The 25,574-nt window shown below is 44.2% G+C and carries 25 protein-coding genes; 10 read left to right on the top strand and 15 right to left on the bottom strand.

Annotated elements, in window-relative coordinates; translation table 11 throughout:
* Both EJ063_RS03745 and EJ063_RS03740 read right to left on the bottom strand, forming a co-directional pair.
* Nucleotides 1-972, bottom strand: a complete 972-nt coding sequence (locus EJ063_RS03745; protein ID WP_126572661.1) for a ParB/RepB/Spo0J family partition protein — start codon at nt 970-972, stop codon at nt 1-3.
* A gap of 8 nt (nt 973-980) precedes the next feature.
* Nucleotides 981-2,198 carry a ParA family protein gene (locus EJ063_RS03740; protein ID WP_126572660.1) on the bottom strand — a complete coding sequence of 406 codons (1,218 nt, stop codon included), beginning with the start codon at nt 2,196-2,198 and terminating at the stop codon, nt 981-983.
* Between the two features lie 1,237 nt (nt 2,199-3,435).
* Here EJ063_RS03740 and EJ063_RS03735 point away from each other — a divergent pair.
* Nucleotides 3,436-5,406, top strand: a complete 1,971-nt coding sequence (locus tag EJ063_RS03735; protein ID WP_126572659.1) for a replication initiator protein RctB domain-containing protein — start codon at nt 3,436-3,438, stop codon at nt 5,404-5,406.
* Between the two features lie 413 nt (nt 5,407-5,819).
* Here EJ063_RS03735 and EJ063_RS03730 read toward each other — a convergent pair whose 3' ends face one another.
* Genes EJ063_RS03730 through EJ063_RS03720 form a run of 3 tightly spaced genes read right to left on the bottom strand, consistent with a single transcriptional unit; the run spans nt 5,820 to nt 8,073 of the window.
* Nucleotides 5,820-6,299 (bottom strand): transcriptional regulator, encoded by a 480-nt coding sequence (locus EJ063_RS03730; protein ID WP_126572658.1) that lies wholly within the window; start codon nt 6,297-6,299, stop codon nt 5,820-5,822.
* Entirely contained in the window at nt 6,296-7,228 is a 933-nt protein-coding gene (locus EJ063_RS03725) for an ABC transporter ATP-binding protein (protein ID WP_126572657.1), read from the bottom strand. The genes EJ063_RS03730 and EJ063_RS03725 overlap by 4 nt, the downstream gene beginning before the upstream one ends.
* The gene (locus EJ063_RS03720; RefSeq protein WP_126572656.1) at nt 7,225-8,073 is read right to left on the bottom strand and encodes an ABC transporter ATP-binding protein; all 849 of its coding nucleotides are present in this window, start codon (nt 8,071-8,073) and stop codon (nt 7,225-7,227) included. Before EJ063_RS03720 ends, EJ063_RS03725 begins: the two co-directional genes overlap by 4 nt.
* 367 nt (nt 8,074-8,440) lie before the next feature.
* On the opposite strand from EJ063_RS03720, the gene EJ063_RS03715 reads away from it, so the two are divergent.
* From EJ063_RS03715 to EJ063_RS03705, 3 genes are all read left to right on the top strand, one after another.
* Complete coding sequence (locus EJ063_RS03715) at nt 8,441-8,638, top strand: PA3496 family putative envelope integrity protein (protein WP_126572655.1); 198 nt, start codon at nt 8,441-8,443, stop codon at nt 8,636-8,638.
* Between the two features lie 162 nt (nt 8,639-8,800).
* On the top strand, nt 8,801-9,010 hold the full coding sequence (locus tag EJ063_RS03710; protein ID WP_126572654.1) for a DUF3283 family protein: 210 nt from the start codon (nt 8,801-8,803) through the stop codon (nt 9,008-9,010).
* Between the two features lie 93 nt (nt 9,011-9,103).
* Nucleotides 9,104-9,820, top strand: a complete 717-nt coding sequence (locus EJ063_RS03705; RefSeq protein WP_126572653.1) for a YebC/PmpR family DNA-binding transcriptional regulator — start codon at nt 9,104-9,106, stop codon at nt 9,818-9,820.
* A gap of 57 nt (nt 9,821-9,877) precedes the next feature.
* Here EJ063_RS03705 and EJ063_RS03700 read toward each other — a convergent pair whose 3' ends face one another.
* Nucleotides 9,878-10,216 (bottom strand): DUF2798 domain-containing protein, encoded by a 339-nt coding sequence (locus tag EJ063_RS03700; protein ID WP_126572652.1) that lies wholly within the window; start codon nt 10,214-10,216, stop codon nt 9,878-9,880.
* 91 nt (nt 10,217-10,307) lie between these two features.
* On the opposite strand from EJ063_RS03700, the gene EJ063_RS03695 reads away from it, so the two are divergent.
* The 3 genes from EJ063_RS03695 (at nt 10,308) to EJ063_RS03680 (ending at nt 12,896) form a co-directional block, all read left to right on the top strand.
* Nucleotides 10,308-11,213 (top strand): LysR family transcriptional regulator, encoded by a 906-nt coding sequence (locus EJ063_RS03695; RefSeq protein ID WP_208640335.1) that lies wholly within the window; start codon nt 10,308-10,310, stop codon nt 11,211-11,213.
* Between the two features lie 572 nt (nt 11,214-11,785).
* The gene (locus EJ063_RS03685; RefSeq protein ID WP_167469863.1) at nt 11,786-12,418 is read left to right on the top strand and encodes a winged helix-turn-helix domain-containing protein; all 633 of its coding nucleotides are present in this window, start codon (nt 11,786-11,788) and stop codon (nt 12,416-12,418) included.
* Complete coding sequence (locus tag EJ063_RS03680) at nt 12,402-12,896, top strand: hypothetical protein (protein WP_126572649.1); 495 nt, start codon at nt 12,402-12,404, stop codon at nt 12,894-12,896. Before EJ063_RS03685 ends, EJ063_RS03680 begins: the two co-directional genes overlap by 17 nt.
* 34 nt (nt 12,897-12,930) lie before the next feature.
* Here EJ063_RS03680 and EJ063_RS03675 read toward each other — a convergent pair whose 3' ends face one another.
* From EJ063_RS03675 to EJ063_RS03650, 6 genes are all read right to left on the bottom strand, one after another.
* A complete protein-coding gene (locus EJ063_RS03675; RefSeq protein WP_167469862.1) occupies nt 12,931-14,340 on the bottom strand; it encodes a tryptophanase in 1,410 nt (469 codons plus the stop codon).
* Nucleotides 14,341-14,554: 214 nt separating this feature from the next.
* On the bottom strand, nt 14,555-15,823 hold the full coding sequence (locus EJ063_RS03670; protein WP_126572647.1) for an aromatic amino acid transporter: 1,269 nt from the start codon (nt 15,821-15,823) through the stop codon (nt 14,555-14,557).
* A gap of 146 nt (nt 15,824-15,969) precedes the next feature.
* A complete protein-coding gene (locus EJ063_RS03665; RefSeq protein WP_126572646.1) occupies nt 15,970-16,641 on the bottom strand; it encodes an IbrB-like domain-containing protein in 672 nt (223 codons plus the stop codon).
* Nucleotides 16,634-17,869 (bottom strand): DUF3440 domain-containing protein, encoded by a 1,236-nt coding sequence (locus tag EJ063_RS03660; protein ID WP_126572645.1) that lies wholly within the window; start codon nt 17,867-17,869, stop codon nt 16,634-16,636. The genes EJ063_RS03665 and EJ063_RS03660 overlap by 8 nt, the downstream gene beginning before the upstream one ends.
* Before the next feature lie 677 nt (nt 17,870-18,546).
* Nucleotides 18,547-19,836: an ATP-binding protein gene (locus tag EJ063_RS03655; RefSeq protein WP_126572644.1), complete on the bottom strand. Its 1,290-nt coding sequence runs from the start codon at nt 19,834-19,836 to the stop codon at nt 18,547-18,549.
* A gap of 23 nt (nt 19,837-19,859) precedes the next feature.
* Nucleotides 19,860-20,564: a response regulator gene (locus tag EJ063_RS03650; protein ID WP_126572643.1), complete on the bottom strand. Its 705-nt coding sequence runs from the start codon at nt 20,562-20,564 to the stop codon at nt 19,860-19,862.
* A 381-nt stretch (nt 20,565-20,945) separates the two neighbouring features.
* Here EJ063_RS03650 and EJ063_RS03645 point away from each other — a divergent pair, with 381 nt between their 5' ends.
* From EJ063_RS03645 to EJ063_RS03635, 3 genes are all read left to right on the top strand, one after another.
* The gene (locus EJ063_RS03645) at nt 20,946-21,242 is read left to right on the top strand and encodes a hypothetical protein (RefSeq protein ID WP_126572642.1); all 297 of its coding nucleotides are present in this window, start codon (nt 20,946-20,948) and stop codon (nt 21,240-21,242) included.
* Nucleotides 21,239-22,594 (top strand): methyl-accepting chemotaxis protein, encoded by a 1,356-nt coding sequence (locus tag EJ063_RS03640; protein WP_126572641.1) that lies wholly within the window; start codon nt 21,239-21,241, stop codon nt 22,592-22,594. The genes EJ063_RS03645 and EJ063_RS03640 overlap by 4 nt, the downstream gene beginning before the upstream one ends.
* 96 nt (nt 22,595-22,690) lie before the next feature.
* Nucleotides 22,691-23,422 (top strand): SDR family oxidoreductase, encoded by a 732-nt coding sequence (locus EJ063_RS03635; protein WP_126572640.1) that lies wholly within the window; start codon nt 22,691-22,693, stop codon nt 23,420-23,422.
* Between the two features lie 57 nt (nt 23,423-23,479).
* On the opposite strand, the gene EJ063_RS03630 is transcribed toward EJ063_RS03635, so the two are convergent.
* The 3 genes from EJ063_RS03630 to EJ063_RS03620 form a co-directional block, all read right to left on the bottom strand.
* Nucleotides 23,480-24,727 (bottom strand): leucine-rich repeat-containing protein kinase family protein, encoded by a 1,248-nt coding sequence (locus EJ063_RS03630; protein ID WP_126572639.1) that lies wholly within the window; start codon nt 24,725-24,727, stop codon nt 23,480-23,482.
* Between the two features lie 108 nt (nt 24,728-24,835).
* On the bottom strand, nt 24,836-25,207 hold the full coding sequence (locus tag EJ063_RS03625; RefSeq protein WP_126572638.1) for a hypothetical protein: 372 nt from the start codon (nt 25,205-25,207) through the stop codon (nt 24,836-24,838).
* Nucleotides 25,208-25,216: 9 nt separating this feature from the next.
* A complete protein-coding gene (locus EJ063_RS03620; protein ID WP_126572637.1) occupies nt 25,217-25,522 on the bottom strand; it encodes a monooxygenase in 306 nt (101 codons plus the stop codon).
* Nucleotides 25,523-25,574 lie beyond the last annotated feature (52 nt).

Below are 25,574 nucleotides of genomic sequence, written 5' to 3'. Positions count from 1 at the left end.
TTAGTTTAACTTGCTTGCGACTAAATCCAAGATCTCTTGCATCAACGCATCATCTACTTTCTTAAGGTTTAACGTTAAGTTTGTTCCCTTACGAGTATAGTTTGCGCGGCCTTTCACTAGGTCTTTTTTCGCTGGCGTCGATGTCTTGGTTGGTGCGAGTTCTTCCACCCAAGCTTCAATCGTTTCAGTGACTTCTTTAGTGATGCGAGCCACACCTTGAGACTGGCTACGTTGCCAAACAAACCCTTCATCTGAGCGACATTTATCCAGTAATTCAGAACGCTTTTGTTGGTCTAGCGCATTGTATTGCTTATGTAGCTTAACGATGGTTGGTCGGCCAAGCTCAGCCACATTCGGGTACGCTTGCAGAAGTTGCAGTGGTAAATCCGCCGCTTTCAACGCACCACTCACTAGCGCTTCGCTGCACTGGAACATTTTCGCTAACGCTTTTTGGTCTTCTGCTTCACCGCTTTCTAGCTTCGCCAGCATCTCTTTGCCTTTTTCGTATAGCGATAAAGGCTTATGAGCGTTTGCTACGTCAGATAGGAACTTAGCATGTTCAGTGCTAATGTTCTCACCCACATAGATTAGAAACTCTTTGTCAGCCAGAATACACGACATACGACGGCGGCTACCATCAAGAACCTCGATCTTGCCATCTTCACGCTTGCGGCCAACGGCTGGGTATTGCTGACCACGCTCTTTTAATGTCACTAGGACATCAGAAAGCGCATGCTCATTTAGAAACGATTGCTCACGAGCGTTCTCTGCAAAAACGACCGTTTGCTCGCTGACTTTATCCGCAGGAATACGTATCAGCTCAAACTGAACCTTCTCTTCACCGGCAACAGATAGCTCGATGACTTGAGCCTGTTCTTTTGCTGCCTGCTGCGCTTCTTGCGGTGTCGTTACATGGCGTTTATTTGCCTTACCAAATAGTCGAGCGTTTAAATCTGAAGTTTTAATTGCCATCTTCTATATTACCCCTGATTTAATGATGTCCAGTGACTATGCAGGACACGTTCTAATTCTAGTGAACTCTTTTGTACAGCATCTTGAGCTGTTGCGAGCGTTTTCTTACCGCCTTCAAAATCACCGGTCGTTAAGTCAAATACGGTGCTGTAGGTATCGGCACAGGTTTCAAATGCACGACTACGTGGAATCGTTGCCATCATGACTTGATCACCCAACAAGTAGTTCATTTCAGTCAGCACGGCCACTTGCTTCTTATTGTCGTCTTCAAACATGGTTGGCATCAAACGTACAAACTCAAGCCCTTGCCAGTCTTCTGGGAACATCTCGTAAACTGTTGGAAGGTGCTGGAAGAAGTTAACCGTAGAAGCCCAATCTAAACGCTTCGCCGCACAAGGAATCAGCAAAGCGTTTGACGCATACATTGCATTCCAAACCAATGGGTCAACGTGTGGACCGGTATCGATCATCACAATGTCGAAGTCATCAGCAATCTTGTCGATCAGCTTCTCTTTCAGCAATTTTACGATATCAAGAGACTGGTTCTGAGAGAGATGCTGCCATGCTTCAGCGTTAAACATTGCATCTTCAGGGAATGCCGATACCGTCTTCAAATTCGGGTATTGAGTTGGTAATAGCACATTTTTGTGCAGGAATTCATTATCAACCTCTACCCCATCAGGAACGTTATCAAGCATCACATCAACAGCTGAGTAGATGTTGTCGTGATCAGTAATACTGATTTGTGGGTTTAGAAAAAGACGAAGTGAACCTTGTGGATCCAAATCGATAAGACAAATACGGTAACGCTTATCTAGGTTAAGTGCTAAACAAGCCGCTAGATGCACAGCGGTCATTGATTTACCCGTGCCGCCTTTTTGGTTCTGAACATTCACAATCCATGGTTTGTTGTCACCATGTTTCTTGCGTTCATGGAACTTAGGGATGCCAGCGGCATCCATCAGCATATGCGCTTCTTCTAACGAAATAGAGTAATGATTTGCATTGTTTTTTGTAAACTGATGGCCCGTTGCTTCAAGCTTAGTAATCGCATCGTCTAATTTACGGCGAGTTAAACCTGAGCGTGTTTCCATCAATGCTTTCGACATTGGAGGAAAGTGCTCATCGCTGCGTTCTTCTAATACAATTTCAATACGATCAGCTTGTACCTGAGCCGTCTTTTCTGCCAGTTGAATGAGACTCTCAATGGTGTGTTCTCGTTTCATTTGCCAAATTCCGTTATTAATGACCTGAAACCAATTGTACAGCATTTACGATATCAAACAATAAAAAGCTGAACATTCAATTATAGATGCTAATCACATTAAATAGAGATTTTACAAGAAATTGAATGTTTCGCGTAGAAAATACGCATATTTGGCCTAGATTAGACATGGAATGTAACCGATAAAAGCCAAAACTTTAAAAGAATTACAGTGTCACTTATTTACAATGTAAAGGTAACTCGTAAAAACACTCGAAGCGTTCACTCGGAACGATTAAGAAAGGCGACTATTTTACGGATGGTGTCATTTTGATTTTTAATTGACCGATTATGAGTCAGCTACACGCTTATCGATCATTGGCTTAAGGCAATCTCCTAAACCCAACCAACCGATATTTATGGAAACATGATCAAGATAAGCATGGTGATCATGCTTCCGACCTTAATCATGAATACAGGAACGATGATCAAGGTAATTTCGATCAGAAGCTTGATGTAAAACCAGCGAAAAACAGAAGATCCAAGATCGGAACAATGATCAAGTGCATGTATGCTTCGGAAGCATGAAAAAATGAGTCCAAATTACGGAGGAATGTAGATGCAGTGGGAAATACCGGGCAATAAGGGGGGTTGTATGTGCATCGAGACGCCAATACAAAGAACAGACATCAAACGCCACTTTTCATGATCATGCTTTCGGACCGATACTCCTATTAAACCCGTTGTGGATAATATCTGCAAACTGTCATTTGAATTTCAAGTTCGTTTAATAATTAAACAACAATAGAAAAAACAAATCGTCTCCTTGATCATCGTTTCGTGAAAAAGGGCTCAGCCACAAGGTCAATAGACGTTACAATGGTGATTATGCCAATTCTGCTTGTGGATAAAGTGTGTAGGAGTGATGATCATGTTTTCAGGGTTACATTGATCATTGTTTCGGCCAAGCGATGATCATCGTTCTTAGGATTTTTGATCATGCTTTCAATAAGTTAATGATCATGCTTTCAGCGTTTCTATGATCATGCTTTCGAAGCGTTATTTTTTTTACTTATTAAAAACAAAACGTTACAAGCCTTTTCCTTGCCTGATCAATAGATCATATAATCATTTAAGATCATATTAATCAGAAAGATCAGTTATTTAAAAGCCATAATTTTTTCTTTATTTATGATCTTTTTTTCTTTATTCTCTCGGAACTATAGCAATGTTACGGCTAGTGTGACACGGATCTAATAATGAGCTCAGAAGATAAACTGCTGATCAAAGCGCCCAGAAGCCACAAAGATGGACACCTGTTTGAAGTGTCTGAAATGGCAGTCAACTGGATTGAACAATACCAACACTTCAAAGGCGTTACGAAAAGCATCGTAGAGCTGTTAAACCTAATCTCTCTTAGAGGCTTTAGCAGTCGGGATGGATTAGTCTCTACCACTGAACTGATTGATGCGACTGATGGCCAAGTTACTCGTGCAGCGATTCAGCAACGTTTGCGTGCTGCGGTAAATATTGGATTGTTCCAACAAGTCCCAGTTCGTTTTGAAGAGGGCCTGGCAGGCAAAACGATGTTGCACCGTTTCGTTAACCCGAATCAGTTGATCTCTGTACTTGGTGCCACCAGCCTAGTGACTGAAACTGTAAAACAAAACGCCAAGCAGAAACGATCAAAAGCCCTAGCTCAGACACAAGTCAACAAACGCTTATTGAACGAATATGGCCTCAATACGCCTCCTGCGATGAAAGACGAAGCGGAGCAGTTTGTGGTTTCACCAACAAACTGGGCTGGGATCATCGATCAGGCTCTTGCCCCACCACGTACGCGTAAAAATTATCAAAAAAGCATGGTTTCAATCTCTGGAACTCGTGCAGTGATCGAGACACGATCATCAAAAAACATCATGACAGTCGATGATTTGATGACGCTATTTGCGTTGTTCACATTGACCGTTCAATACCACGAGCACCACCAGCACCAATATCAGCTGGATGGTACGCACGTTCCAAACAAGACACCGTTGTACATAACGGATATTTTGTCGCTTCGAGGCAAGAAAGACAGCGGCCCTGCGCGTGACTCAATCCGTGACAGTATCGACCGCATTGAGTTTACCGATTTCCAACTTCACGAACTCACCGGTCGTTGGTTAAGCGAAAACATGCCAGAAGGCTTCAAGAGCGACCGTTTCAGATTTTTGGCCCGTACCATCACTGCATCGGAAGAAGCGCCTACAGAGGGCGCTGACGGCGAAATACGCATAAAACCGAACCTGTATATCCTTGTCTGGGAGCCATCTTTCTACGAAGAGCTTCTTACCCGCGATTATTTCTTCTTGTTCCCGCCAGAAATCCTGAAGCAGCACACGTTGGTTTTCCAGCTGTACAGTTACTTCCGTAGCCGCATGTCGCGCAGACACAGTGATGTGATGTTGTTGAGTGAACTGAACCAAAAATTAGCTCGAAATATCGAATGGCGCCGGTTCTCAATGGATTTGATCCGCGAGTTGAAGAAACTGTCAGACGAGAAAGGGACGGAAGATCTGTTTGTGGTGAATCTTTGGGGTTATCACTTAACGATCTCAACACAGTCTGAAAATGGAAAGATCAAAGATTACCAGTTTGATATTAAGTGTGATGCGGAAGAGGTTCTACGCTACTCTCGTGCTCGTACGACCAACGCTGGCAAGCGCAACATGGCGCCGACGTTACCAAACCCACTGCGTAACGAAATGGTGTCGAAAAAGCAGCTTGAGGAGATGTCACAAATCATCGATGGTGAGTTTGAGCCTATTCAACGCAAAGAACGCTCACCAAAAGGCAATTTGGGCCGTCGAGTGAAGCAGCGTAAACACTTGGTAGAGATCAATGCGGATGAAATTACCATAACCTTGTCCAAATACACCTCTACAGAGGCTCTAGAACGCTCTATAACGGCTTTAGCGGCTATGACAGGGCATTCCCATGCCTCAATCCAAGAAGAGTGTCTGGAGCTCATAGACAAGCTCGACTTTCTCAGAGTTGGCGAACAGGTGGTGCCTTATGAGACATTAAGCAAGATGATCGAGCTGTACAACGCACAAAGTGAAAACAAACACTTATCAATCGAGCGTCTTATCGCAGGACTCGCAGTCAGAAGAAAAGTGTGTAAACAGGTGTTAGAAGGGCACCTCGATGAAAGTGTGTTCCGCGCTTTGGATGAAGTGGCCGTTTAATTACTCCAATACAATGAAAAAACCAGCCGATTTTGGCTGGTTTTTTTGTTTCGTTACCAACAAAAATACCTTGTTACAGTCTTGGATGATTAAGACAGAGCTACTACATTCCCCTGACAGTTAACTGACATTGGGGTAGGGGGAGTTGGATAATATTTATCCCGAATAGACAACCTTTTGTCCTTTCTGATGAATGAGGAATCGAATGGTTCCTATAGATTGGCTCATATTGTTACATTCATTCTGAATATTTTTGCGAGTTCTCTGAACTCGCTTTTTTTTGTCCAAAATTCAGCACCTTACTTCCCTTTTCTTTATCTCTCGCCTCACCATTTCGCTCAGCCATTACAACGAAAGCCCGGATCAATGATCAAGAGTTTCCTTGATCATTGATCCGGGCTTTTCCGTAAAATTTAGTGATACGATGGATTACCTTGATCATTGTTCCAGTGTGGATCTTCATTCCACCGTTGACTCGCCATGAACTGGACATGAGTTTCAATCAATAGATGCGACTCATGCTGCCAATGGTCATCAGATTGCTGATTACAGAACTCTAAACTAAGAACGGCTAAATGCTGCATCCGCTTCATGCACCAATCTTTCAGATCCAATTCGCTAGATGGTCTAGTCACCACCCATTGCAGCTTGCTATAGGCGAGTTGTAAGTATTGATAGGCTTTGCTTGGTTGTTCATAACGAGAATGCTGAAAGATACGTAGGCAACCATCCAGCCAGCAGGCGATCGCTTTGCTTTGAGTTTCGGTGATCATCGGTCCCCACACATCTTCTGGCGCTGATAAGATCAATGATTCCAGTTGTACTCCTTGATCATGCTTTCGAGTGTGATACCACTGACTGATCTGATTAACCCACGTATCTAGTTGATTCATGCCGCTTTAATCCAATGTTTTACAAAGTGGTTGGCGCCGACTTGATCAAAACCTTCTTGAACAATCGCGCTGTCCTGACGAACTTGGTCTGCTTCTACTGAATAGTTTGGCTCACTTTCTACCAATTGACCAAATGGCAGATCCGGATCGGGAACGGCAGAGATCAGCAGCTTGGTATACGGATGTTGCGGATCGGTTAAGATCGCTTGGGTATCCCCCCATTCAACAATTTGCCCTTTGTACATGACGGCCGTTTCTTCTGCGATGTAGTGGGCTGTCGCTAGGTCATGAGTAATGTACAGGAAGCCGATACCAAGCTCTTTCTTCATGCGTTGCATAAGGTTCAGTACGCCCAATCGGATTGATACGTCCAACATTGAAGTTGGCTCATCCGCTAAAATGACTTCTGCACCAACGGCGAGAGCTCTGGCTAAGTTGACGCGCTGACGCTGGCCGCCACTGAGCTCATGAGGAAACTTTTCTAACGTATCAGGTGCAAGCTCAACCATCTGGATAAGTTCTTGTAACTTAGCAGGAATGTCTTTTTTGCTGGCGACTTGATTGTGTATTTTTAATGGGCGAGTTAGGTGATGAGCAATGGTTTGGGTTGGATTAAGTGAGCCAAACGGGTCTTGAAACACCATTTGAACTTTACTGCGATACTCTTGAAGATCTTTTCGACTGGTGATCTCATTGATATTACGGCCATTGAAAAGGATCTCGCCAGACGTCGCTGGATGTACTTTAGTGATCAGTCTTGCGCAGGTACTCTTGCCACATCCCGACTCGCCGACTAACGCCAGTGTGCGGCCTTTGTGTAAGTTTAAGTTGATCCCTTGCAGAGCTTTGAATTTCTCCTCTGACGCAAAACCACCGCCAATAGTGAACTCTTTAACTACGTCATTCAGTTGGATAATTGGTTCACTCATGCGGTCGCTCCTTGCTGTTGGTGTTTGCCTTCATGGATATTAGGGAAAGAAGCCCATAACTTTTGTGTGTAAGCGTGTTGGGGATGATTACGAATCTGCTTGGCTTGATTCACTTCAACCAATTCGCCGTTTCTCATGATGGCAATACGGTCACAGAGTTGGCTCATTAGGGCGAGATCATGGGTGATGAACAGAACAGAAAAACCAAACTCTTCACGCAACTGATAGATTTGTTGCAAGATTTCACGTTGAACAACCACGTCCAGTGCGGTGGTGGGTTCGTCCATAATGATCACTTTCGGATTAAGAGAAAGGGCGATAGCGATGACCAAACGTTGACGCATGCCACCGCTAAATTGGTGTGGGTACTCGGTCAAACGCTCACGGGGAATATTGACCAGGTCGAGAAGTTTTTCAGCGCGGTCTTTCGCTTGCGCGTCGGTCAGCCCACGGTGATGGCGAAGTACGTCGGCAAACTGCTCTTGAATAGGCAAAACAGGGTTGAGTGAATTCATGGCACTTTGGAACACCATCGCGATTTCACTCCAGCGTATCGCGCCTATCTGCTCATCTGACAAGCGAAGCAGGTCTTGGCCTTGGAAATGGATTTGGCCGCCAGAAATGAACGCCGGTGGCTTATGTAGGCGATTGATGGCGAATGCAATGGTGCTTTTACCACACCCTGATTCGCCTGCGAGACCAAAAATCTCACCTTTACCAATGTCAAAGCTGACAGACTTTACCGCGTGAAAATCGCCGTTGTCGGTAATGTAGTCAACGCAGAGATCCCTAATCTGAATGACAGGGTCTGGATGAAATGCGTGCTGGTTTATTAATTCACTCATAACTCTTACTCAAAATTTAAATGCAAAGGATAATGATTATCATTAATTGTTATTTTGAAAGAGAAAAGAAGTAGCGAGCAAAAGGGTGAAGTCAGTCGAAGAAATGAGTGGTTTGTAATGTAAATGTCGCAATGGAAGAGGCGACTCAGGGGGCAAAAATGAGACGGCGATCTCGCTCATTTATTCGGGGGCAATCTCTTAAATGTACTTCGCACTTTGGGGCTACGCAAAACTTATTTATACAAAAAACAGTAAGACTTTCTGAACTATTAGCAGTATCACATTCTGGGCCAAAAATTCTTAACAAGAGGGGAAGAGTTTTGCTACAGATTACCTCGTCCCTTGCATGGTTTGTTCGGAGGTTTTTATGTCCATTAATTCTATTGACCATGATGAAATGAGTAAGATTGCAGGTAAGTGGGACTTCACGGAAGAAGTTGAATCACAAGCGCCTACTAAGAGTTCTAAATCGGTGGAAGCACGTCGCCGTATTGAAGCCTTAAGAGAAATACGTGAAAGCGGGTTAAGCATTGAAGAAGCGAAAGAACTCGGTTTACTTCACTAATTTTCTGCAACAACAACGACTCCATAAGGGGGGCACAGGAGTGCCGCCCTTTATTTTTACTTTTTTTGATCGAATCGGGCTCTATAGCAAGGTTTCCCTGTCTACATTTCCTCGCGGTGTGGTATATTCCCAAGCCATATTTTTACAGATTTGAGCCTGAGTATGTCGATCAACCTATCAACGCTTCCAGCGAGTGAAAAAAACAAGATTGAACTTGATAAGCAAGCTTCTTTTTTGGTTTGGAAATTGCGTGAAGCCAAAGCAGGCCCTGATGAAATTGATCAAGAGGCCGCTAAGATTATCGATGAAGAAGAAAAGGCTTCATTTTTAAACTCTGTAGATAAATATAAACGAGTAATGGGTGTTGCATAACGAGCTCATTTTCTCTGCAAGGGTGAGAAATTGAAAAGATTCCACTTTTTGCTAAAATCCTTCGCAACAAATTGAATTAGAGAGAACATCCCGATGGGAAGAAGTTTTGAAGTGCGCAAAGCCTCAATGGCAAAAACTGCAGGCGCAAAAATTAAAGTTTATTCCAAATACGGTAAAGAAATTTACATGTGTGCGAAAAACGGTGGCGGTGATCCAGACATGAACTTGTCGCTAAAGCACCTGATCACTAAAGCGAAAAAAGACCAAGTTCCAGCACACGTTATCGACAAAGCGCTCGATAAAGCTAACGGCGGCGGTGGTGAAGATTATGCACCAGCACGTTACGAAGGTTTTGGCCCAGGTGGCACGAGCGTGATTGTTGACTGTCTAACTGACAATGGCAACCGTACTTTCCAAGATGTTCGCCAATGTTTTGTTAAATGTGGCGCGAAGATTGGTGTTGAAGGTGCTGTATCTCACATGTTCGATCACCAGGCGGTATTCCAGTTCAAAGGCGAAGATGACGAAGTGATTCTTGAAACGCTAATGATGGAAGACGTTGATGTGACTGACGTTGAGCTTGAAGATGGTGTTATCACTGTATTCGCTCCGCACACTGAATTCTTCAAAACGAAGACTGCGTTGAACACCGCTTATCCTGACCTAACAATGGATGTGGAAGAGATTACGTTCGTACCTCAAACTCACACTCCAGTGGCTGGCGAAGATGCAGAAAAATTCCAGAAGTTCCTAGACATGCTGGATGATTGTGATGATGTTCAGCAGGTTTACCACAACGCTGAGCTATAATTCATAGCCGAAAATTAGAAAACCGAGCCTGAGTGCTCGGTTTTTTTATGTCTGTTATTAGTGCAGATGGCGATTGTAAACAACGCGTGGAGGGTAGGCGCTGACCTTGGCGCTTGAGAAACCCCTAAAGCCGACTTTCATTGTTTTTATCTCGCTGTTTGTTGATTTTGTTGCGCTGACCTTTGTCGCTAGCCATTCCGAAAACATTTTGATTTTCGGCAGAATGGTGAAGTTTAGCAGTAATGCACAAGGCCACGCAATAATCAGGCTGCTCAACCAAGCCGCTGGCCACAAATCATTAAAGCCAACTTTAGAAGCAGTGATGATGCCAGACATCAGCACTGCCATAGAAAACGAAGAAAGTACGGATGTAATCCAAAACTGTGTTCTTGTCATAATTCTTCTCCTAGTTGTTGTGTTTTGTTGTGTTTTGTTGTGATTAATATAAAACTTATCGAAATTGATAAAAATAGTAAGGAATGGAAGTGTGGATTCCACATTTGGAAATATTGATGATCTCTTTCTGTTTTGCACTGTCGTCGAACAAGGTTCGTTGCTAGCTGCATCAAAACGTTTAGAACTGCCAGTCTCGACCATGTCTCGTCGTCTTTCTGCTTTGGAAGAACGACTCAATATGCGTTTGTTGCACAAACAAGGGCGTGAGCTGGTCGCAACGGAATCTGGCTGGCGAGTCTATGAGTCTTTTCGTAGTGAGATGGAGCAAATTGAAGTCGCTTACCAGCAACTACGTCGCCAACAGAACGATGTTGAAGGGACGATTAGGTTAAGTTGCCCGCACAGCTTCTATTCGGGTTTTGTCGCACAAATTGTCGAGCAGCTTTTAAAACAGCACCCTAAGCTCAACATCGAGCTGCAGCTCAATCAAGAAAGTGGAATGCTTCCTGCGACGGAGCGCGACTTGATCATGACTTTTGATATCTCCAATATGGACGACATGATTGCGCGACCGTTGTTCACTTCTCGGCATGGTTTCTACGCCAGCAAAGAGTATATCGCTCGACACGGTATGCCGAGTACGCTAACAGAGTTAGAGCGTTGCCAATGGCTGTGTGTAGACCAGGATAGAAAAATCAACTTGTACCGAGACGATAAGCTCGCTCACGTCATCAATATCAAGCCGCGTCTAATTCTAAATGAAATCCATCAATTGATGGCAGTGGTCGAAAGGGGAGTAGGCGTTGCTTCAATACCGCAGAATATGGTCAAGGGGACCGACCTTGTTCCTCTGATGCCTGAATACTCTCGCAGTGATAGACAAGCTTACTTGGTGTATAAGGAGCGTAAATACCAACCTCGTGCACTAACCTTGGTGGTTGAGGCTTTACTTAATGGGGTCAAAAATATGCCAGGACCGACACGCTTTACAGTGTAAAGATACAATATTCACGTGGTTGCTTGTTTATATTTGTATATTTTGGGGTAAGTTATTCATTAATATATAAATATTTTAATATCAGATTGAGCTTTTTGAACACACACTACATGAGTCAAAAACAATAAAAAGGCTCAATTCTATGGACACTATTATTTGCCGTTCTATCCAATCCTTTATCGACTTGTGTGATAACAATCTTATTGAAGGAGCCTCGGTGCATTGCACATTTTACATCGAGGGAAGTACGCAATGGATGGTGGATTATTTCGGCGAAAAGGGAGGGAGCCAGCTTAGTTTCACCGATCAAGCTCGATTCGGGGGGCATTTAAGACCATAATTTAATGATACCTACCATGAGAATTCGTTAACGTTTGTCCTGATTGTCGCTCCACAATGACAGAGTGTGACAAACCCTTACTGACACTGACTTCCCAACTCGATATAACTTCCATCAACATTATACAAAAGTGATTAATTATTGATTATTAATTAACAGTTCAGGCGCAAAAAATATCTAATCAGTTATTAATTTATTGACGAAATAGGAAACTGTAATTTAGGTATAAGTGATGAAGAAAATGATAGATGAGTTAAGTTTGCCAATAGGAAGTTGCAGATTAGAGCGGAGTGAGAGTGGGGCTCAAGTGATACTTGAAAACGAGAAAGCATTTTCAATTACATTGCCGGAAAGTTGTATTTTGCAAAAGCTTTCTGAAAATAAAGGAGAGGTCATCACTAAGCATGATCTGATTGTTGCGGCTTGGGGAAGACCTGAAATTATAGGTTCGAACTCTTTGCCCGTGGCCATCACGAATTTACGTAAGGTCCTAGAGATTTCGAATATTAAGATTACTAATGTGCCTCGTAGGGGATACAAGATAGACATTCCGGAGGCTGAAGAGGTCGCTGATGTGGAGCCTACGAGAGAACATGTGGCGCTCGCCCCCCTAGAGCAACGAAATCATGGCTTAGAACAAGTGAAAGTATACGGGGCCCTGCTTACCCTGTTATTCTCCGCCTATGCTGCCATTTACACGACATTTTCATGGGTGAAAGTCGAATGCCAACAATATGGAGAGGCTACGATCTGCAGTATTCAAGGGGAACAACCGAGTCGAGAGCAAGTTGTGGGAAAGGCGGGGCGTTTTTATTATTCCGACCAAAGTGGTCTGATGGAGGTGAGTCATGGCTCTAGGTCGTAAGCTGATTGTTTTATCTCTCATTGTCACAGGGATCTTGAGCAGTGTTGTCATGTATGGCTTTTTAGTGGGGGCTACATGCCAATATTCCATATCACTTCATGTGCCTGAGGATAAACGAGACGTCTCGCTCACTTGCTATCGTGGAAAGGTTGTTGCCTTACAGACTAAAACTGCATCGGATGGTAGAATTATTTCTAAGTGGAAAGTGGAAGCTCGTCAGTTTCGTTTCGGTAATCAAGCGGTCTATTTTGTTTATTCTCGAGTGCCTTTGATCACGAATACAAAAGAAGACAGCAATGATAGGTTTAACCAAATTTCTTCAGGTTATACATTTTTATTCTACCACATAGTTCGTGAGAATGACGGCATATACTTGCTTCAGACGTTCCCTCACAATTACATCCACAAAGGAAAAATTGAAGGCTTTATGGATTTCTGGGGTATGACGTCTAGACCAGAAATTATAGTGGGCAACTAATTGAGAGCCAGCATTTATTGCTGGCTCTCTTTTATCAAGCCACTTCGACAAATTGTGCATTGAAGTGTCTTAACACCGGTGGTTCGTAGGTGAACGTCAAACCTTTGAGGTTTTGACACCCATTCATTACTAGCTGAAAGGCTGCAATGACGTAGTCAAGATGGGCTTGAGTATAAGTTGCTCTAGGTATCGCTAAACGCAACAGCTCTGCAGGAGCGGGTAGCTGGACACCACTCGATGGATCGCGCCCAATCAAAAGTGAACCGATTTCCGCACTGCGGATCCCCGCGACACGATACAATTCACACGCTAACACATGACCCGGGAATTGATCTTTCGGGATATGAGGCAGTATTGCACCCGCATCAATAAAGACCGCGTGGCCACCTGCTTGTTGGCATTGCACCCCAATGGCTTCGAGTCCATCGACGAGATACTGAATTTGCCCGATACGAGATTCAAGCCACTCTTCTCTCATCGCTTCATAGAGCCCGACGGCCAATCGTTCCATTGCCCCTCCTTCAAGTCCGCCGTAGGTCGGGAAACCTTCTAGGAGTACACACAATGTTCGACATTCTTGGTACACATCATCTAAGGAGTCGTCTTTAAAAGCGAGCAGTCCACCGATTGGCACCATGGCGTCTTTTTTCGCAGACATCGCCAAGACATCGGCATATTGAAACGAAAGGTGAGTGATCTCTTCAATGCTCATATGGCTGAATCCAGGTTCACGTTGTTTAACAAAGTAAGCATTCTCAGCAAATCGAGCGCAGTCCATCACTACGGGAATATCGTATTGCTTAGCGATTCGATACACCTCTTTCAAGTTGGTCACAGAGACCGGTTGACCACCAGCGGAGTTACACGTAATGGTGCTGACAATATATGGGATATGTTTAGGGCCAATGTCTTCAATTGTCTTTTCAAGCAAGTCGAGGTCAAAATTCCCTTTGAAGTCGGCTTTGACCTTAGTATCAAATGCAGCTGGAACAGGGACATTAACAATTTTGCATCCGTGCCATTGCGAGTGTCCTTGCGTTGTATCGAAGAAGAAATTGGATATGACCGTCATTTTGTCTCTGGACAAGCCTTTTTCACGTTCTCGCTTCTTGATCAAACTTGGTACATACAGCTGTTCCGCTCCTCTTCCTTGGTGTGTTGGAATAGTGGTTTGATAGCCGAAAATGTCTTCCACCGCCTCTTTCAAACCAAAGTAACTGCGGCTGCCACTGTAAGCTTCATCTCCCATCAACATGGCAGCTTGCATAGATTGCGTTACTGCGCCAGTACCGCTGTCCGTAAGTAAGTCAATGAATACATCTTTGCTGTGCAGAAGAAAAGGATTAAATCCCACCTTTGCCAGCGCCTCTTCCCTTTGCGAGCGGGTCGTTTGGCCAATCGGTTCGATTACTCTGATCCTATATGGTTCGGCGATATACCTCATAGCAGAGCTTAAATCCTTTGCCTGATTATTCTGCGAAAAAGCATTATTCGAACTTTCCATTTGCGTTTCCTTTTCTAATTGTTTTCTTTAAGGTAGACCCAATGCAATATGTGTGCAGTGGCTTATTAGGAGAACACTGGCGGAGATCTTATTGAATTAATATATGTATAATTAATTCAATAAGAGGCCAATGTTTTTGAGGGGTAAGTGAGGACTATCGACCAAAATTGGGAACGAAACCCAGAGGTTCTAGGATTCTGATTACTATAATGATGATGCCAAATAAAAACACCGCGATGAGCGTTAAATCACCGCCAGGTGTGGTATAGCTGCTGGGTTTCCAAGAGGTAGAGCAGGGCTCGAGCGTATTATTTGATTCCTCTTCGCGAACTTTTTTTACTAATAGAGCTGGAATGATACACGCCCAAATAGCAGCAAAGAGAGAGGCGTAGCCAATTGTCGCTAGAAAACCGAACGGGAGAAAATAGGAAAAGAGCAACGGAGGAAGAAAGGTGACCAACCATGCTTTGAATCGCCCTGAACGGTTATTCTCGAATTGAAAAGCATCGGTAAGAAAGTCAAATACCCCCAAGCCCACTCCGATAAAGCTCGACAGAATAGCGGCAGAAGAGAATGCATTTAAGATCGTCGACAGGGTTTCTTTCTTTAAGCCATTTGTCATGAGAGACATTAATGCATCGACATTGCCTCCAAGCTCCCTGACTTCAATGAAGCTGCTGCGAGTGAGATTACCATAAACGCTGATTTGCCAGATTAAGTAGACGAACAGCGCTAACCCAGTACCTAACACCATCGCTTTTTCTGCTCGAAACTCATCCACATAGTAGTCCCTTAAAGAAGAAACAGTATGGTGAAATCCGAAAGAAGTCAGGGCGATGGGTAACAAAGAAAATACATAGACGCTGTTTGACATCTGAAAGTCGCCAAATAGATTGATTGGGTCTAGCGACGTCAGCAGCCCTAGAATTGAGAAGATAAAGCTGAACGACATAAAGAGTAACAGCACGATTGAAATCTTACTAACAGCTTGGGTTGAGTGCCAGACGAAAGCGGAGAACAACAACACAAAAAAGATCGAGCCAGTCGAGGCATTAACTGAGGTGTATTGCTCAATAATCAGCCCCGATGAGGTGGTGTAGGCGTAAAGTAGAATCGCACCGACAAAATAGACAGCTAAGTTGTTTACTGTGGCAATTCTCGGGCCCAACAAATCGCGTGTCACGGTGCTAAAAGAAGAGCGAAATGGGTAAGACTTAAAGCTTTCTAACAGTAAGCAGCCACTTGCGGTCATAATGAGCATGGTCACAATCAATGTCAGTGAAGACCATATCGTCCAAGAGCCAGCACCTGCGGTAGGAAGGCCAAGCATTCCTGCACCAATACAAACGCAGGCAACAATACTGGCCCCGCTGCACAATGAAGGTTTAGTCTGATTTAGAGTAGTATCAGAGGATAAGTTCATGAAATTTCTCCTAGCAATAAAATACGCCAAGTTTTAAGTAAGTACATTTGAGTACGTGGTAAGCGTTAAACGCCAAGAGAATTTAGTCGTTCGAAATACGAGATGTAATGTTATTAATGAGTAAATAATAAACAGTATTTGAGGCGTTATTCCCAGGCGGTTGAAAAGTCCTGATCTTTAAAAGCGTCGGCTAATCCTGTGATTTGCTGCATTCTTAGAACTTCATCTTTATCCATCCCTAGTTCTCTCCCTATTTCTTCATTGCTCCAATTCATTTGCTTGAGTGCGATGACCATATTAGCGGTCAATTCGACTTGGTGGACACCTCTAGCGATGTTGTGCCTTATTGAGGACGACATGGCTTCGCCTTTGGATTTGGATAGGACAATCGCGGGGATATAGCCTTTGACTGTTTGTAGGTGAGAGTGCTTCTTTATCAGTTCATAACGGTGAAACCCATCAATGATGGTGTATAGGTCATGGTGGCTTTGTAGATTGACAAGTATGGGCAGCGTCAGCCCATCCTGCTCAAGAGAGTGCAACAGTAGCTTACCTTCTGGCTTTGCCATTTTATTTGGGTTGTAGTCATTGGCGCTGATTTTATTGAGGGGCAGTAGCTTGATGGAGCAAATAGGAGGGAGAAGAGGAAACTGTTTGAGTACGAGGTCAGTTAATTGGTTGTAGGTTGATATCCAGCCAAGAGTGTCGGTGGAGGAAGTCGTCTCATTGTTATCAAATATGGCTTTCTTAGGCCGCCTTTGAGTTGATTGAGAGAGCGCACGAAATAATTGCTTTGTTTTTTCAATGGTCTTATCCATCAGGACTTTTTCCTTCTTTGAAAGGCTTCGTGAGGTGTTGAAGGGTTCGGGCGGAAGATTGGTTATAACCAAAAGATAACCCGCGACACCAGTAATCATTTTTAATCAATACCCTACATATCCGTCGCCAACTCGGAACCTTCTTTTTCGTTTCTAGCTTGGAGTCTGCAAAGTCTGGGATGCGATGTACCCCTCTCGGTGGGCCATTTTTTCTCCACCATTGCAGGAACTTGAAAATGCGTTGTCGATAATGCAGCTCAAGCTCTGGGGGCATCGTTTTGAGTAATAGTTTGCTGTACTGACGATACGTCAGTCCATCGGGCAATGTGAAACGGTAATAGCCGAGTATTCGACCCTGATCTTTAGTGTATCTGGCCCCAAAGTTACACCCTTCCACTCGTTCTACTAATTTCTGCCAAGTATCCGGTTCTAATTTCTGGTACAGCCACAGGCTTTTTCTTTGTTCATCTCCAAACGGCTGACAGAGCCTTTGGAGGGAGAGTTTTACTCCTGCTTGGTGCATAAGATCGTATACTCGGTTGTAGTCCCACTTAAACTTACCGTTTGCGATCCAAATATCCTCGGTGTTCCAATCATAAATGGGGTAGGCCATGTAGACATCGTCTAGCATCTGGGTTGTCCAAGCTCGATCGTTAAACTTAGCTTTCTTGATGTTTTTTATTGTCTTATATCGATTGAGTGACTCATCCGCTCGAATGCCAATTAAAATGGCGATTTGTGTACCTTTTGCCTGCTGATACCAGTGGGCAAATTGACAAACAAAATCCTCAAACTCTACGCCTGGCTCGAAAAATGGCAGCGTCTGTTCGTCACTGATCACGCCCTTGACGTTAGGCAGTGACCTCACCCAACGATGCTTTTCTTTTGGATCCCAACACACCCATTTAGGTTGAAACTGTGAAACTGAGTTTCTTAAGCTGATCGGCAAACAGATCCAGTAAGGGTTGACCTTGCCAGTTAAGACGATACGTTCTAGAAAGGCAGCGGTTTGCTCAAATTGAGCTTCAAAGTCAACAATCAAGATATCTAAGGGAAGTCGTCCCCGTATCTCTGCTTCTCGGATAGCCAAATTGAGTAAAACGGCTGAATCTTTTCCCCCAGAAACAGAAATATAGAGATGATCAAAGTGGTCAAAAATGTAAGAAATACGGCGTTTTGCTGCTGTGAAAACATCCTCTTTTAGCTGTTTTTTTCTACCGGATTTCACCGTTACCCCTCCGTATTACACCCTCATGAATGAGGAAAAATTAGGAACCAGCCCTAAAAGTTAGGAGCCTCGCTCTAGCGCTCTAACCTAGTGCGGAGGTTAAACTAAAGAATTTTTTCCAACAGTAATTTATGTTCAATTTATGGAAGACTTGGTGGGTAGAGCTGAGTTTTCTGAGCTAGTAGTGCTGGAATTGAATGAAGGCATTTCGATGACGCAAGAGCCTGGTAAGACTTTGGCTACTGACATTACTCTCCCAAAAAATTCGGAGAATTAACATTAATAAACCATCAATTATTATGGCAAGGGTGTCACTCTTGCTAACCTCATTCTTGTGTTAAGCAAGGGCGGTGGTACTGTGCCAACCATTGTTTGCTTGACCGAGCCCACGTAAACGTTAAGTAGGTTGGGAGTATATATTGAACTTGTAGTCTTGGCTTAATGCAGGTTTGTTTCCTCTACCTTATGTGCAAGCACATTTTACTTACGTTACGTTTGATGCCTAGGCTCCCCCGGACTTCATCGCCTAGGCATCTTTTTTTCTACGGAGTCGGGCTTTTTACTTGTTAAGGGGGGAGACATTTTTAATTCGGCGTTCCGCTGATTGAGGACACAGGGGGTCCTAAAAACGACAATATCGTGGGTTTGTCGATGAATTGTCAATTCATGTCAGGGCTTTATGACACTCGAGGAAAAGTGAGAGTAAATTTGGCGCCGCCGAGGGAACTGCTCCCCACTTGAACGCTACCTTGATGCTTTTCTGCAATCATTTTAACGATCGCAAGACCTAACCCCGAACCTGATGTTGCTTTGTTTCGTGCAGGGTCGGCACTATAAAAAGCATCGAAAATCTGTGGCCAGTGCTCTGGATCAATCCCCTCTCCATCATCTTCTACGATTATTGAGATATTCTCTTTGGAGCAGTGGGTAGAAACCTGAATCGAAGACTTAGCGTATCGGTTCGCATTCGATAGGAGGTTGTCGACTGAGCGTTGAACTAATGCCTTGTCTGCAATGATGACATAGCCGTCCTTAAGGGTATTTACGGTGATATCTAAGCCTTCATTTCTTGTGCTCGAGACAGTAGACAACACCTGATTCAAGTTAAAGGCTTCACTCTGGACTTGAGTTTCCGGTTGTTCTAATTTGGCGAAATGGAGAAGATCATTGATCATTGCCTCCATTTCTTCTGTATCTTCGATAATACTAACAATCTTACTGTGCTGCTCTTTGGTCAACGTTTCATCTTGTAGAATCTCGGCTTGCCATTGAATTCGGAATATTGGAGTTCTTAAATCATGGGCGACCGCATTCGTCAGTGAGCGGTTACTGGTGATTAAGTCGGCTATTTTCTTCGCCATATAGTTAAAGCTTTTGTTGAGTGTGCCTACTTGGTCCTTACTTCTTTCAGGTGCTCGAGCGGTTAAGTCTCCCGCAGCAAACTTTAACGTGGCGCGTTCTAGCTTACGAACCCTTCGATTTAAAAACCAAATAAGGCCTCCTGAATAGATAAAAAAGCCTGCGCTGATAAATCCCCAAACAAGATTGTCATCTCGATATATCGCTTGTCTCAGCTCTGTAGAATCATCATCATGTAAGTGATAGTAAAGACTATGATCCGCCGTTTGCATCCACAGGTGGTGTTCGTGATCAAAATAGGTATGGGGGTGTTCTTCATGGGGGGCGTCGAAGTATGCTTTCACTTGCTGAGGAAGGTTAACATAGTCGACTATTGCCAAAGTATGCGCGGTATGTTTGGCATATCGGTTTAGCATACTCAGTGCTTTTTCTTGGCCTTGATCTGCGGATATTTCAGTGATCAGTTCGCGGAGGGCAGCACCTTCATGTCTTGCGAGCATATACTCATAATTTGGGTTCATTTCAAAGACAATGACTTTATACGCATACATGCTTAGAACAAAGAGTACAAACAAGCCAACAAATGACTCAACGTAGATTCGACGCATAAGGACCTCAATTCTATAGGTTGTTACCAGCTATCTGGTATAAACAGGTAGCCTTTCCCACGTACTGTGATGATGCGTTTGGGGGTCGATGAGTTGTCGCCGATCTTTTTTCTTAAGTTAACGATTTTGTTGTCAACGGTTCGGTCAAGCCCATCATACTCAATACCCCGGAGTGCAAACGTCAGGGCTTCTCGAGAAAGTACTTCATCGGGAGAGCTAGCCAGTATCCACAACAGGTTAAATTCACTGTCGGTCATGGTGACCTCCTTTCCTGCTAGCTCACATATTTTTCTCTGAGGGTTAAGTTTGAGCTGGCCAAAGACTAGGGCTTTTGACGTACCTTCGTTCTCACTCGTCTGCGCCTGTCTGCGAAGCAGCATACGCAGCCGCGCTAGTAAGACTCTAGGTTTAATCGGCTTGGTGACAAAATCATCGGCTCCTATTTCTAAAGCAGCGACATGGTCAAAATCATCATCACTCGCGGTAAGCATTAGAACTTTACCGGAGTAGTCACTGCGAATCTGTCTACAAATTGTCAGGCCGTCATCACCGGGGAGCATCAGGTCTAAGATGAGCAGGTTGGGCTGCTGGGCTATTACGGCGCTGACAACACCGTCACTGTTTTCAAAACAAGTCACAGTAAAGCCATTGGAGGCGAAATACTCAGCGAGCATTTGGCGAAGTTTTGGATCATCTTCAACGATAAATAGATCGAGTTTTTTATTCATAAAATGGTGTGCTTAAAAGTGTTCCTCATTGTTAATTTTAAACGTTTTTTATAAAAAAGATCTTGTCTAAAGAGAAAAGAATTTTGGTTACTTGATCAATAAGCCTACGCCGACTGAAAACTTTAATTTAGGTATTAATTATTCACCCTTTGGCGGGGATGTCGTTACTACTGGAAAGAGGTGAATAATTACATGGAGGCGATTTGTATGAGTGTGTCTGGATCAGAAGGAGCGAGTACAAAGCTTGCTGAAGAACAAGAGAGAGAGAGGAAACAGCTTAGAACTGCCCCTCATCCTCCTCGGAAAGCGCAAGGTGATTGTGTTAAATGTGGGTCACGAGTTTCAACGTCAAGGGCAATAGTTTGCGAGGCGTGTACTTCTTTGCAGTGTTTACTTGATGGCTATACCACTGACTCATCTGATGAGTTGGTGGTGGCAATATGGAATTTACACAACGCCAAGATGCATGTTAATAGAATACGTACTCAATACGCTCATCGAGTCGTGCCAATCGAAGTAATAGACAGTCTTTCTAAGCTTCGAACTCAGTTAGCCGCCTTGAGCAACAGCTTAGAACCTCTTAAACGAGAGAGTTTGCTGTACATCTTCTTACTGGATATTGCTTGTGAAACTCAGCTGTTACTTGAGAATCTCACCAGGGAGTCGCGGTTGTCATGAAGTTCACTAACCTACCGATTTCAGCTCAGGTTGTAACGCCTGTCATTATTCTGTCTCTTCTCTATGCCGTTTCTGGATCGCTAGTGGATTGGTGGCTACGAGATCTACAACGTGACACACAGTTGTACAAAGTGGGCCTAGAGGAATCTTTAGTCGCACTTAGGAGTTACACTGAACAGTCATCTAGCGACGAAGGGCTGTTATCTAGGGATCTTGCCAGTGACCTTATTGAACAGTTAGAGGTGCAAAAGACCCAATTCGTTGAAGGCAGTCTCGGGAGTACGAATCAAGTCAGGTTGCTTTTACTTGTGTCTATTTTGGTGGCTGCGCTTGTGTCGCTCGCTACCGCTCTATGGATTGCTCGAAATATGAAAGCAAAGCTTTGGGGGCTGAGTTCACTTATTGGCACTATGTTGAAAGGTTTTTTAGTCACAGAGGGTGACTATGAAGGCAGCAATGAGTTTGGTTATGTTATCTCGGGAGCAAACAAAGCGGCGAACTCAGTAGAGCGCTTTGTCATGGAACTAAAGGGAAGAAGTAACGAAATCTCTTCTTCAGCGGTTGAATTAATGGCTGTTCTCTCTTTTCATGAAGAGAGTGTGCAGAATCAACATCGGCAAATAAAAGCCCTCACATCACGCAGTATAAAACTTGCGACCAATTCTTTGCAGGTTGTTGAGCGAGGAATAGCAGCGGAACAATATGCTGAACAGGGGGTCGGTATTGCCCAACAGAGCCTTGCATCATCAGAAGAGAGGGCTTGCTTAGCGAACGAAGTGAGCACTGCACTCAACCAAGCGGTGAATATGGCGGAGAGTTTAAAGGGAGCGTCTAGTCAGATCGCTGAATTTGTTCATTTGATTGAAGATGTTTCTGAGCGAACCAATCTACTCGCCCTGAATGCTGCCATCGAAGCCTCAAGAGCGGGGGAAAGGGGGCGAGGCTTTTCTGTGGTTGCGGCTGAAGTTCGTGTTCTTGCTCAACAAACATCGAGTAAGACTGTTTCGATTCAAAAGCTCGTTGGCGATTTGCAACGTGACTCTCAAATGATGTTGGATTCGATGAAATTTTGCCTAGGAAAAGTGGCAGAAAACGCCAGTCTTTCGCAAAAAAGTGTCAATGACATTGAGACGTTACTTGATGGGATCAGCCATATTATTACACAGCACAAGGATATGGTTCACGCGGTGAAAGAGCAAAGCTTGGCGGTAAGTGCAATGAATGAGAGTATCCAGCAAGTCGAAGCGTGTTTGGGCGAGAACTCGGAAAGTGTCAAGCAAGCAATGACAGCTGCTGAGGGGTTATTAACCTTGTCAGAAAGGCATCAAACTAAACTGACAGAAGCCAATTAAACGCTCTTTCACTCCAACAAGCTTCTGTTTTAAGAGAGCGGTTTTACACTGTAAAGCTTGATGCAGGCTTGGAGTAAACGCTACTAAGGAATGTGAATGTACAAAGTCGTTATCATCACCGGCGGAAGTCGTGGAATAGGGGCTGCAACATCAACGTTGTTGGCATCCAAAGGTTATTCAGTTTGTGTGAACTATCTGTCCAATCATGAACGGGCACAGCAAGTGGTGGATGATATTATTGATGCGGGAGGAGAGGCGTTCCCTTATCAAGCAGATGTGGCCAATGAAACACAAGTGAAGGCAATGTTTGAGGCTGTGCAGCAGCGTTACGGCACCGTCACTCACCTTGTGAACAATGCTGGTATTCTTTTCACTCAATCAAAACTGTGCGATATCGACTTAGAGCGCTTTCAAACTGTGATGAATACGAATGTCATGAGCTGCTTTCTATGTTGTAAGGCATTTATTCGTCAAGAGGGCGCTAAGAGCGCGATCGTCAATGTGTCGTCAGCGGCATCTCGCTTGGGGGCGCCATTTGAATATATTGATTATGCCGCCTCTAAAGGGGCGATGGATTCAATTACCAAAGGGTTGTCTTTAGAGTTGGCCGAGCAAGGGATTCGCGTAAACGGTGTGAGACCTGGATGCATTTATACGGAAATGCATGCCGATGGTGGAGAGCCAGATCGGGTTGCTCGCCTTGCTCCTTCCTTACCGCTACAACGAGGTGGAACACCAGAGGAAGTGGCAGAGTCGATAGCGTGGCTGTTATCGGATGAAGCTTCTTACGTGACCGGAACGTTTATCGAACTTGCTGGTGGTCGGTAATCCAGACACGAAACGGATATTGCATGGGTCTTACGCAATATCCGTTTTCTATCGAACTTAGCGCGTCATGAGCGCTAAATTGCGTAAGGCTTTGTAAGCGGCTGTCTGCTGTTCAATGGGTCTGCAAACAGACAGCAGATCATCAATAAAGTGGCTCAGGGCTCTCGCTTCAACTTTACGCACGCCTCGTTGTTGTGTTTCGTTTAGGTAGCCATAAACAGAAGCGGCGCCAAAGTCTCCAAAAATCATTTCACCTTGATCATTGATCAACACATTGTGAGCGTATAGATCACCGTGGCACACCTTGTTGTTATGAAGGTGATCAAACACATCCATCATTTGATCGACGATCTTTTCAATCTGTTTTACAGGCAAAGTAAACTCCGGTTTAAACACATCGCGTGTGCAGGTTTCCAGTGTTGGTGGTAGGCCTAGATTAAAGTAGTCGTTAGGGATTAACTCCATAATCAATGCTAAGTAGTCCTGCTCATTAACTTGACCGATCGACTTCACCAGATTGGTATGATGGCCTGTTTGAAGACACGCTTGTAGCTCGTCTTGTGGATAGCCATCGCTGGTCACCTCACCTTTAAAAACTTTAACCGCTATTTCGGTAGGGAAGTCAAAGTCACTGTTGGTCCAGTTTGCATGAGAGATCACCCCTGACGCGCCTTGACCTAATACTTGGTTCAGCTGGTAGCTATCAGACGACACCGTCGGTACCGAACTGGTGTGTGTTAAACGCTCACAGAAAGGGTTACCGGAAAAGGCCATCCACGCCAGTTTAGGTAGCTCAAGCAGTACCTCAGGGAAGACTTCTAGCTGGTTAGCCGATAAACGCACAAGCTCAAGGTTAACCAGATTAGCGAAGCTTTTCGGCAGAGCTTTGATCTTGTTACCGGCTAAAGCAAGCTTTTGTAAGCGTGGACGATGACCTAATGACTCTGGCAGCGTTTCCATTTGGTTATCGGTTAAAATCAGCCAGCGAAGTTGCTCGGGCAATGACTCTTCTGCAACGCGAACAATCTGGTTACTTTTAAAACCGACCATTTCCAATGCACGACAGCGGCCTAGAACCAATGGTAAACGAGTAAAGCGGTTGTTGGAAGCAAACACTATCTTAAGCTTTGGCAATTCACTGAGCCATTCTGGAAGGTCCGTCAGCAGGTTATCTGACAAATCTAATATCTCTAACGAATCGGCTAAAGTTAGAATCTCGCGTGGAAGCTCTGTTAACTGCTGTGAAAGCTTCAGTCGTTGAATGCCTTGAAGCTCACCATTGTTAAGTTGTTCTAGTGTGTGCAAACCGTCTGCCTATCTCTACTCATAAGATGAAAAAGAGAGCGCATTCTACTTAGGTTACCCGAGAAAGGCGAGGGGGGATTTTGCGCTTCAAAGAGGAAGCGCAAAACATCATTGTTGCTTAAGCTGACGATAGCTAAGCAAGGTCAACAGAGCAAAGAACGCAGGATCGCTCCAGCCTAAACCGACGAAAATCCCGATCAGGCCTGCGTATCCAGTGATGACTACACCCAGTAAGTTTGTGACCAGTAGTGCTTTAAGCAGTTGCACTAGCGTTTCTTTGTGTTCAATGTTGCGCAGTAGCAAGCTGACGGCAGCAATACCACCGAGAAAGATGCTGGTATGCTGAGACAAGAAGTAAGCGTACTGATCATTAATTTCTACGCCGTATATTGGCCACATCAAGCTCGGAATGAAAAACAGTGCAAAGGCAAACACGGTGTAGATACTGCCATGCAATGTGAAAAAAGCTTTGTTGGTCATGGTCGCTCCTTAACGTCCAATTGGACCTTGGTTGATTGCCGTCAGTGGTTGGTTTACATCGAAGATAATGCCCCTTACTTCAGGTACACCCATCGCTTTGAGTCTAGCGGCGTGCATCTCTAGATAGTTTTTTGCCCTCACTTCATCTTCAAATAGGTAGATACCACCGCCTAATTTTTCTGACTCGCTTTCAGTCCAAATTTTCCACACTAAACCGGGCTCGTGGTTGATGGATTCAGCCAGCTCAACGAGTGCGCTAGACATCTCTTCACCCATAGGACCGTGATATTCAAAATCGACTTGTAGTAGTTTCATTTCATCTTCTCCGTTGTTCGTCGTGAACGCTTATTGCTGTTCGATGGAGAGA

It is taken from the genome of Vibrio aquaticus (genome assembly GCF_003970385.1).
GTDB classification, from domain to species: Bacteria; Pseudomonadota; Gammaproteobacteria; order Enterobacterales; family Vibrionaceae; genus Vibrio; species Vibrio aquaticus.
Note: the sequence above shows the minus strand (reverse complement) of the source record. Positions and strands in the feature narration are given on the sequence as shown.

Bases quoted from the DNA above. Each gene is read 5' to 3' on its own strand.
- EJ063_RS03730 (WP_126572658.1), bottom strand. From the start codon at position 6,299: ATGAATCAACTAGATACGTGGGTTAATCAGATCAGTCAGTGGTATCAC.
- EJ063_RS03680 (WP_126572649.1), top strand. From the start codon at position 12,402: ATGGCTCTAGGTCGTAAGCTGATTGTTTTATCTCTCATTGTCACAGGG.
- EJ063_RS03705 (WP_126572653.1), top strand. From the start codon at position 9,104: ATGGGAAGAAGTTTTGAAGTGCGCAAAGCCTCAATGGCAAAAACTGCA.
- EJ063_RS03635 (WP_126572640.1), top strand. From the start codon at position 22,691: ATGTACAAAGTCGTTATCATCACCGGCGGAAGTCGTGGAATAGGGGCT.
- EJ063_RS03665 (WP_126572646.1), bottom strand. From the start codon at position 16,641: ATGGATAAGACCATTGAAAAAACAAAGCAATTATTTCGTGCGCTCTCT.
- EJ063_RS03655 (WP_126572644.1), bottom strand. From the start codon at position 19,836: ATGCGTCGAATCTACGTTGAGTCATTTGTTGGCTTGTTTGTACTCTTT.
- EJ063_RS03670 (WP_126572647.1), bottom strand. From the start codon at position 15,823: ATGAACTTATCCTCTGATACTACTCTAAATCAGACTAAACCTTCATTG.
- EJ063_RS03650 (WP_126572643.1), bottom strand. From the start codon at position 20,564: ATGAATAAAAAACTCGATCTATTTATCGTTGAAGATGATCCAAAACTT.
- EJ063_RS03720 (WP_126572656.1), bottom strand. From the start codon at position 8,073: ATGAGTGAATTAATAAACCAGCACGCATTTCATCCAGACCCTGTCATT.
- EJ063_RS03625 (WP_126572638.1), bottom strand. From the start codon at position 25,207: ATGACCAACAAAGCTTTTTTCACATTGCATGGCAGTATCTACACCGTG.
- EJ063_RS03685 (WP_167469863.1), top strand. From the start codon at position 11,786: ATGAAGAAAATGATAGATGAGTTAAGTTTGCCAATAGGAAGTTGCAGA.
- EJ063_RS03735 (WP_126572659.1), top strand. From the start codon at position 3,436: ATGAGCTCAGAAGATAAACTGCTGATCAAAGCGCCCAGAAGCCACAAA.
- EJ063_RS03745 (WP_126572661.1), bottom strand. From the start codon at position 972: ATGGCAATTAAAACTTCAGATTTAAACGCTCGACTATTTGGTAAGGCA.
- EJ063_RS03740 (WP_126572660.1), bottom strand. From the start codon at position 2,198: ATGAAACGAGAACACACCATTGAGAGTCTCATTCAACTGGCAGAAAAG.
- EJ063_RS03710 (WP_126572654.1), top strand. From the start codon at position 8,801: ATGTCGATCAACCTATCAACGCTTCCAGCGAGTGAAAAAAACAAGATT.
- EJ063_RS03675 (WP_167469862.1), bottom strand. From the start codon at position 14,340: ATGAGGTATATCGCCGAACCATATAGGATCAGAGTAATCGAACCGATT.
- EJ063_RS03700 (WP_126572652.1), bottom strand. From the start codon at position 10,216: ATGACAAGAACACAGTTTTGGATTACATCCGTACTTTCTTCGTTTTCT.
- EJ063_RS03620 (WP_126572637.1), bottom strand. From the start codon at position 25,522: ATGAAACTACTACAAGTCGATTTTGAATATCACGGTCCTATGGGTGAA.
- EJ063_RS03725 (WP_126572657.1), bottom strand. From the start codon at position 7,228: ATGAGTGAACCAATTATCCAACTGAATGACGTAGTTAAAGAGTTCACT.
- EJ063_RS03715 (WP_126572655.1), top strand. From the start codon at position 8,441: ATGTCCATTAATTCTATTGACCATGATGAAATGAGTAAGATTGCAGGT.
- EJ063_RS03640 (WP_126572641.1), top strand. From the start codon at position 21,239: ATGAAGTTCACTAACCTACCGATTTCAGCTCAGGTTGTAACGCCTGTC.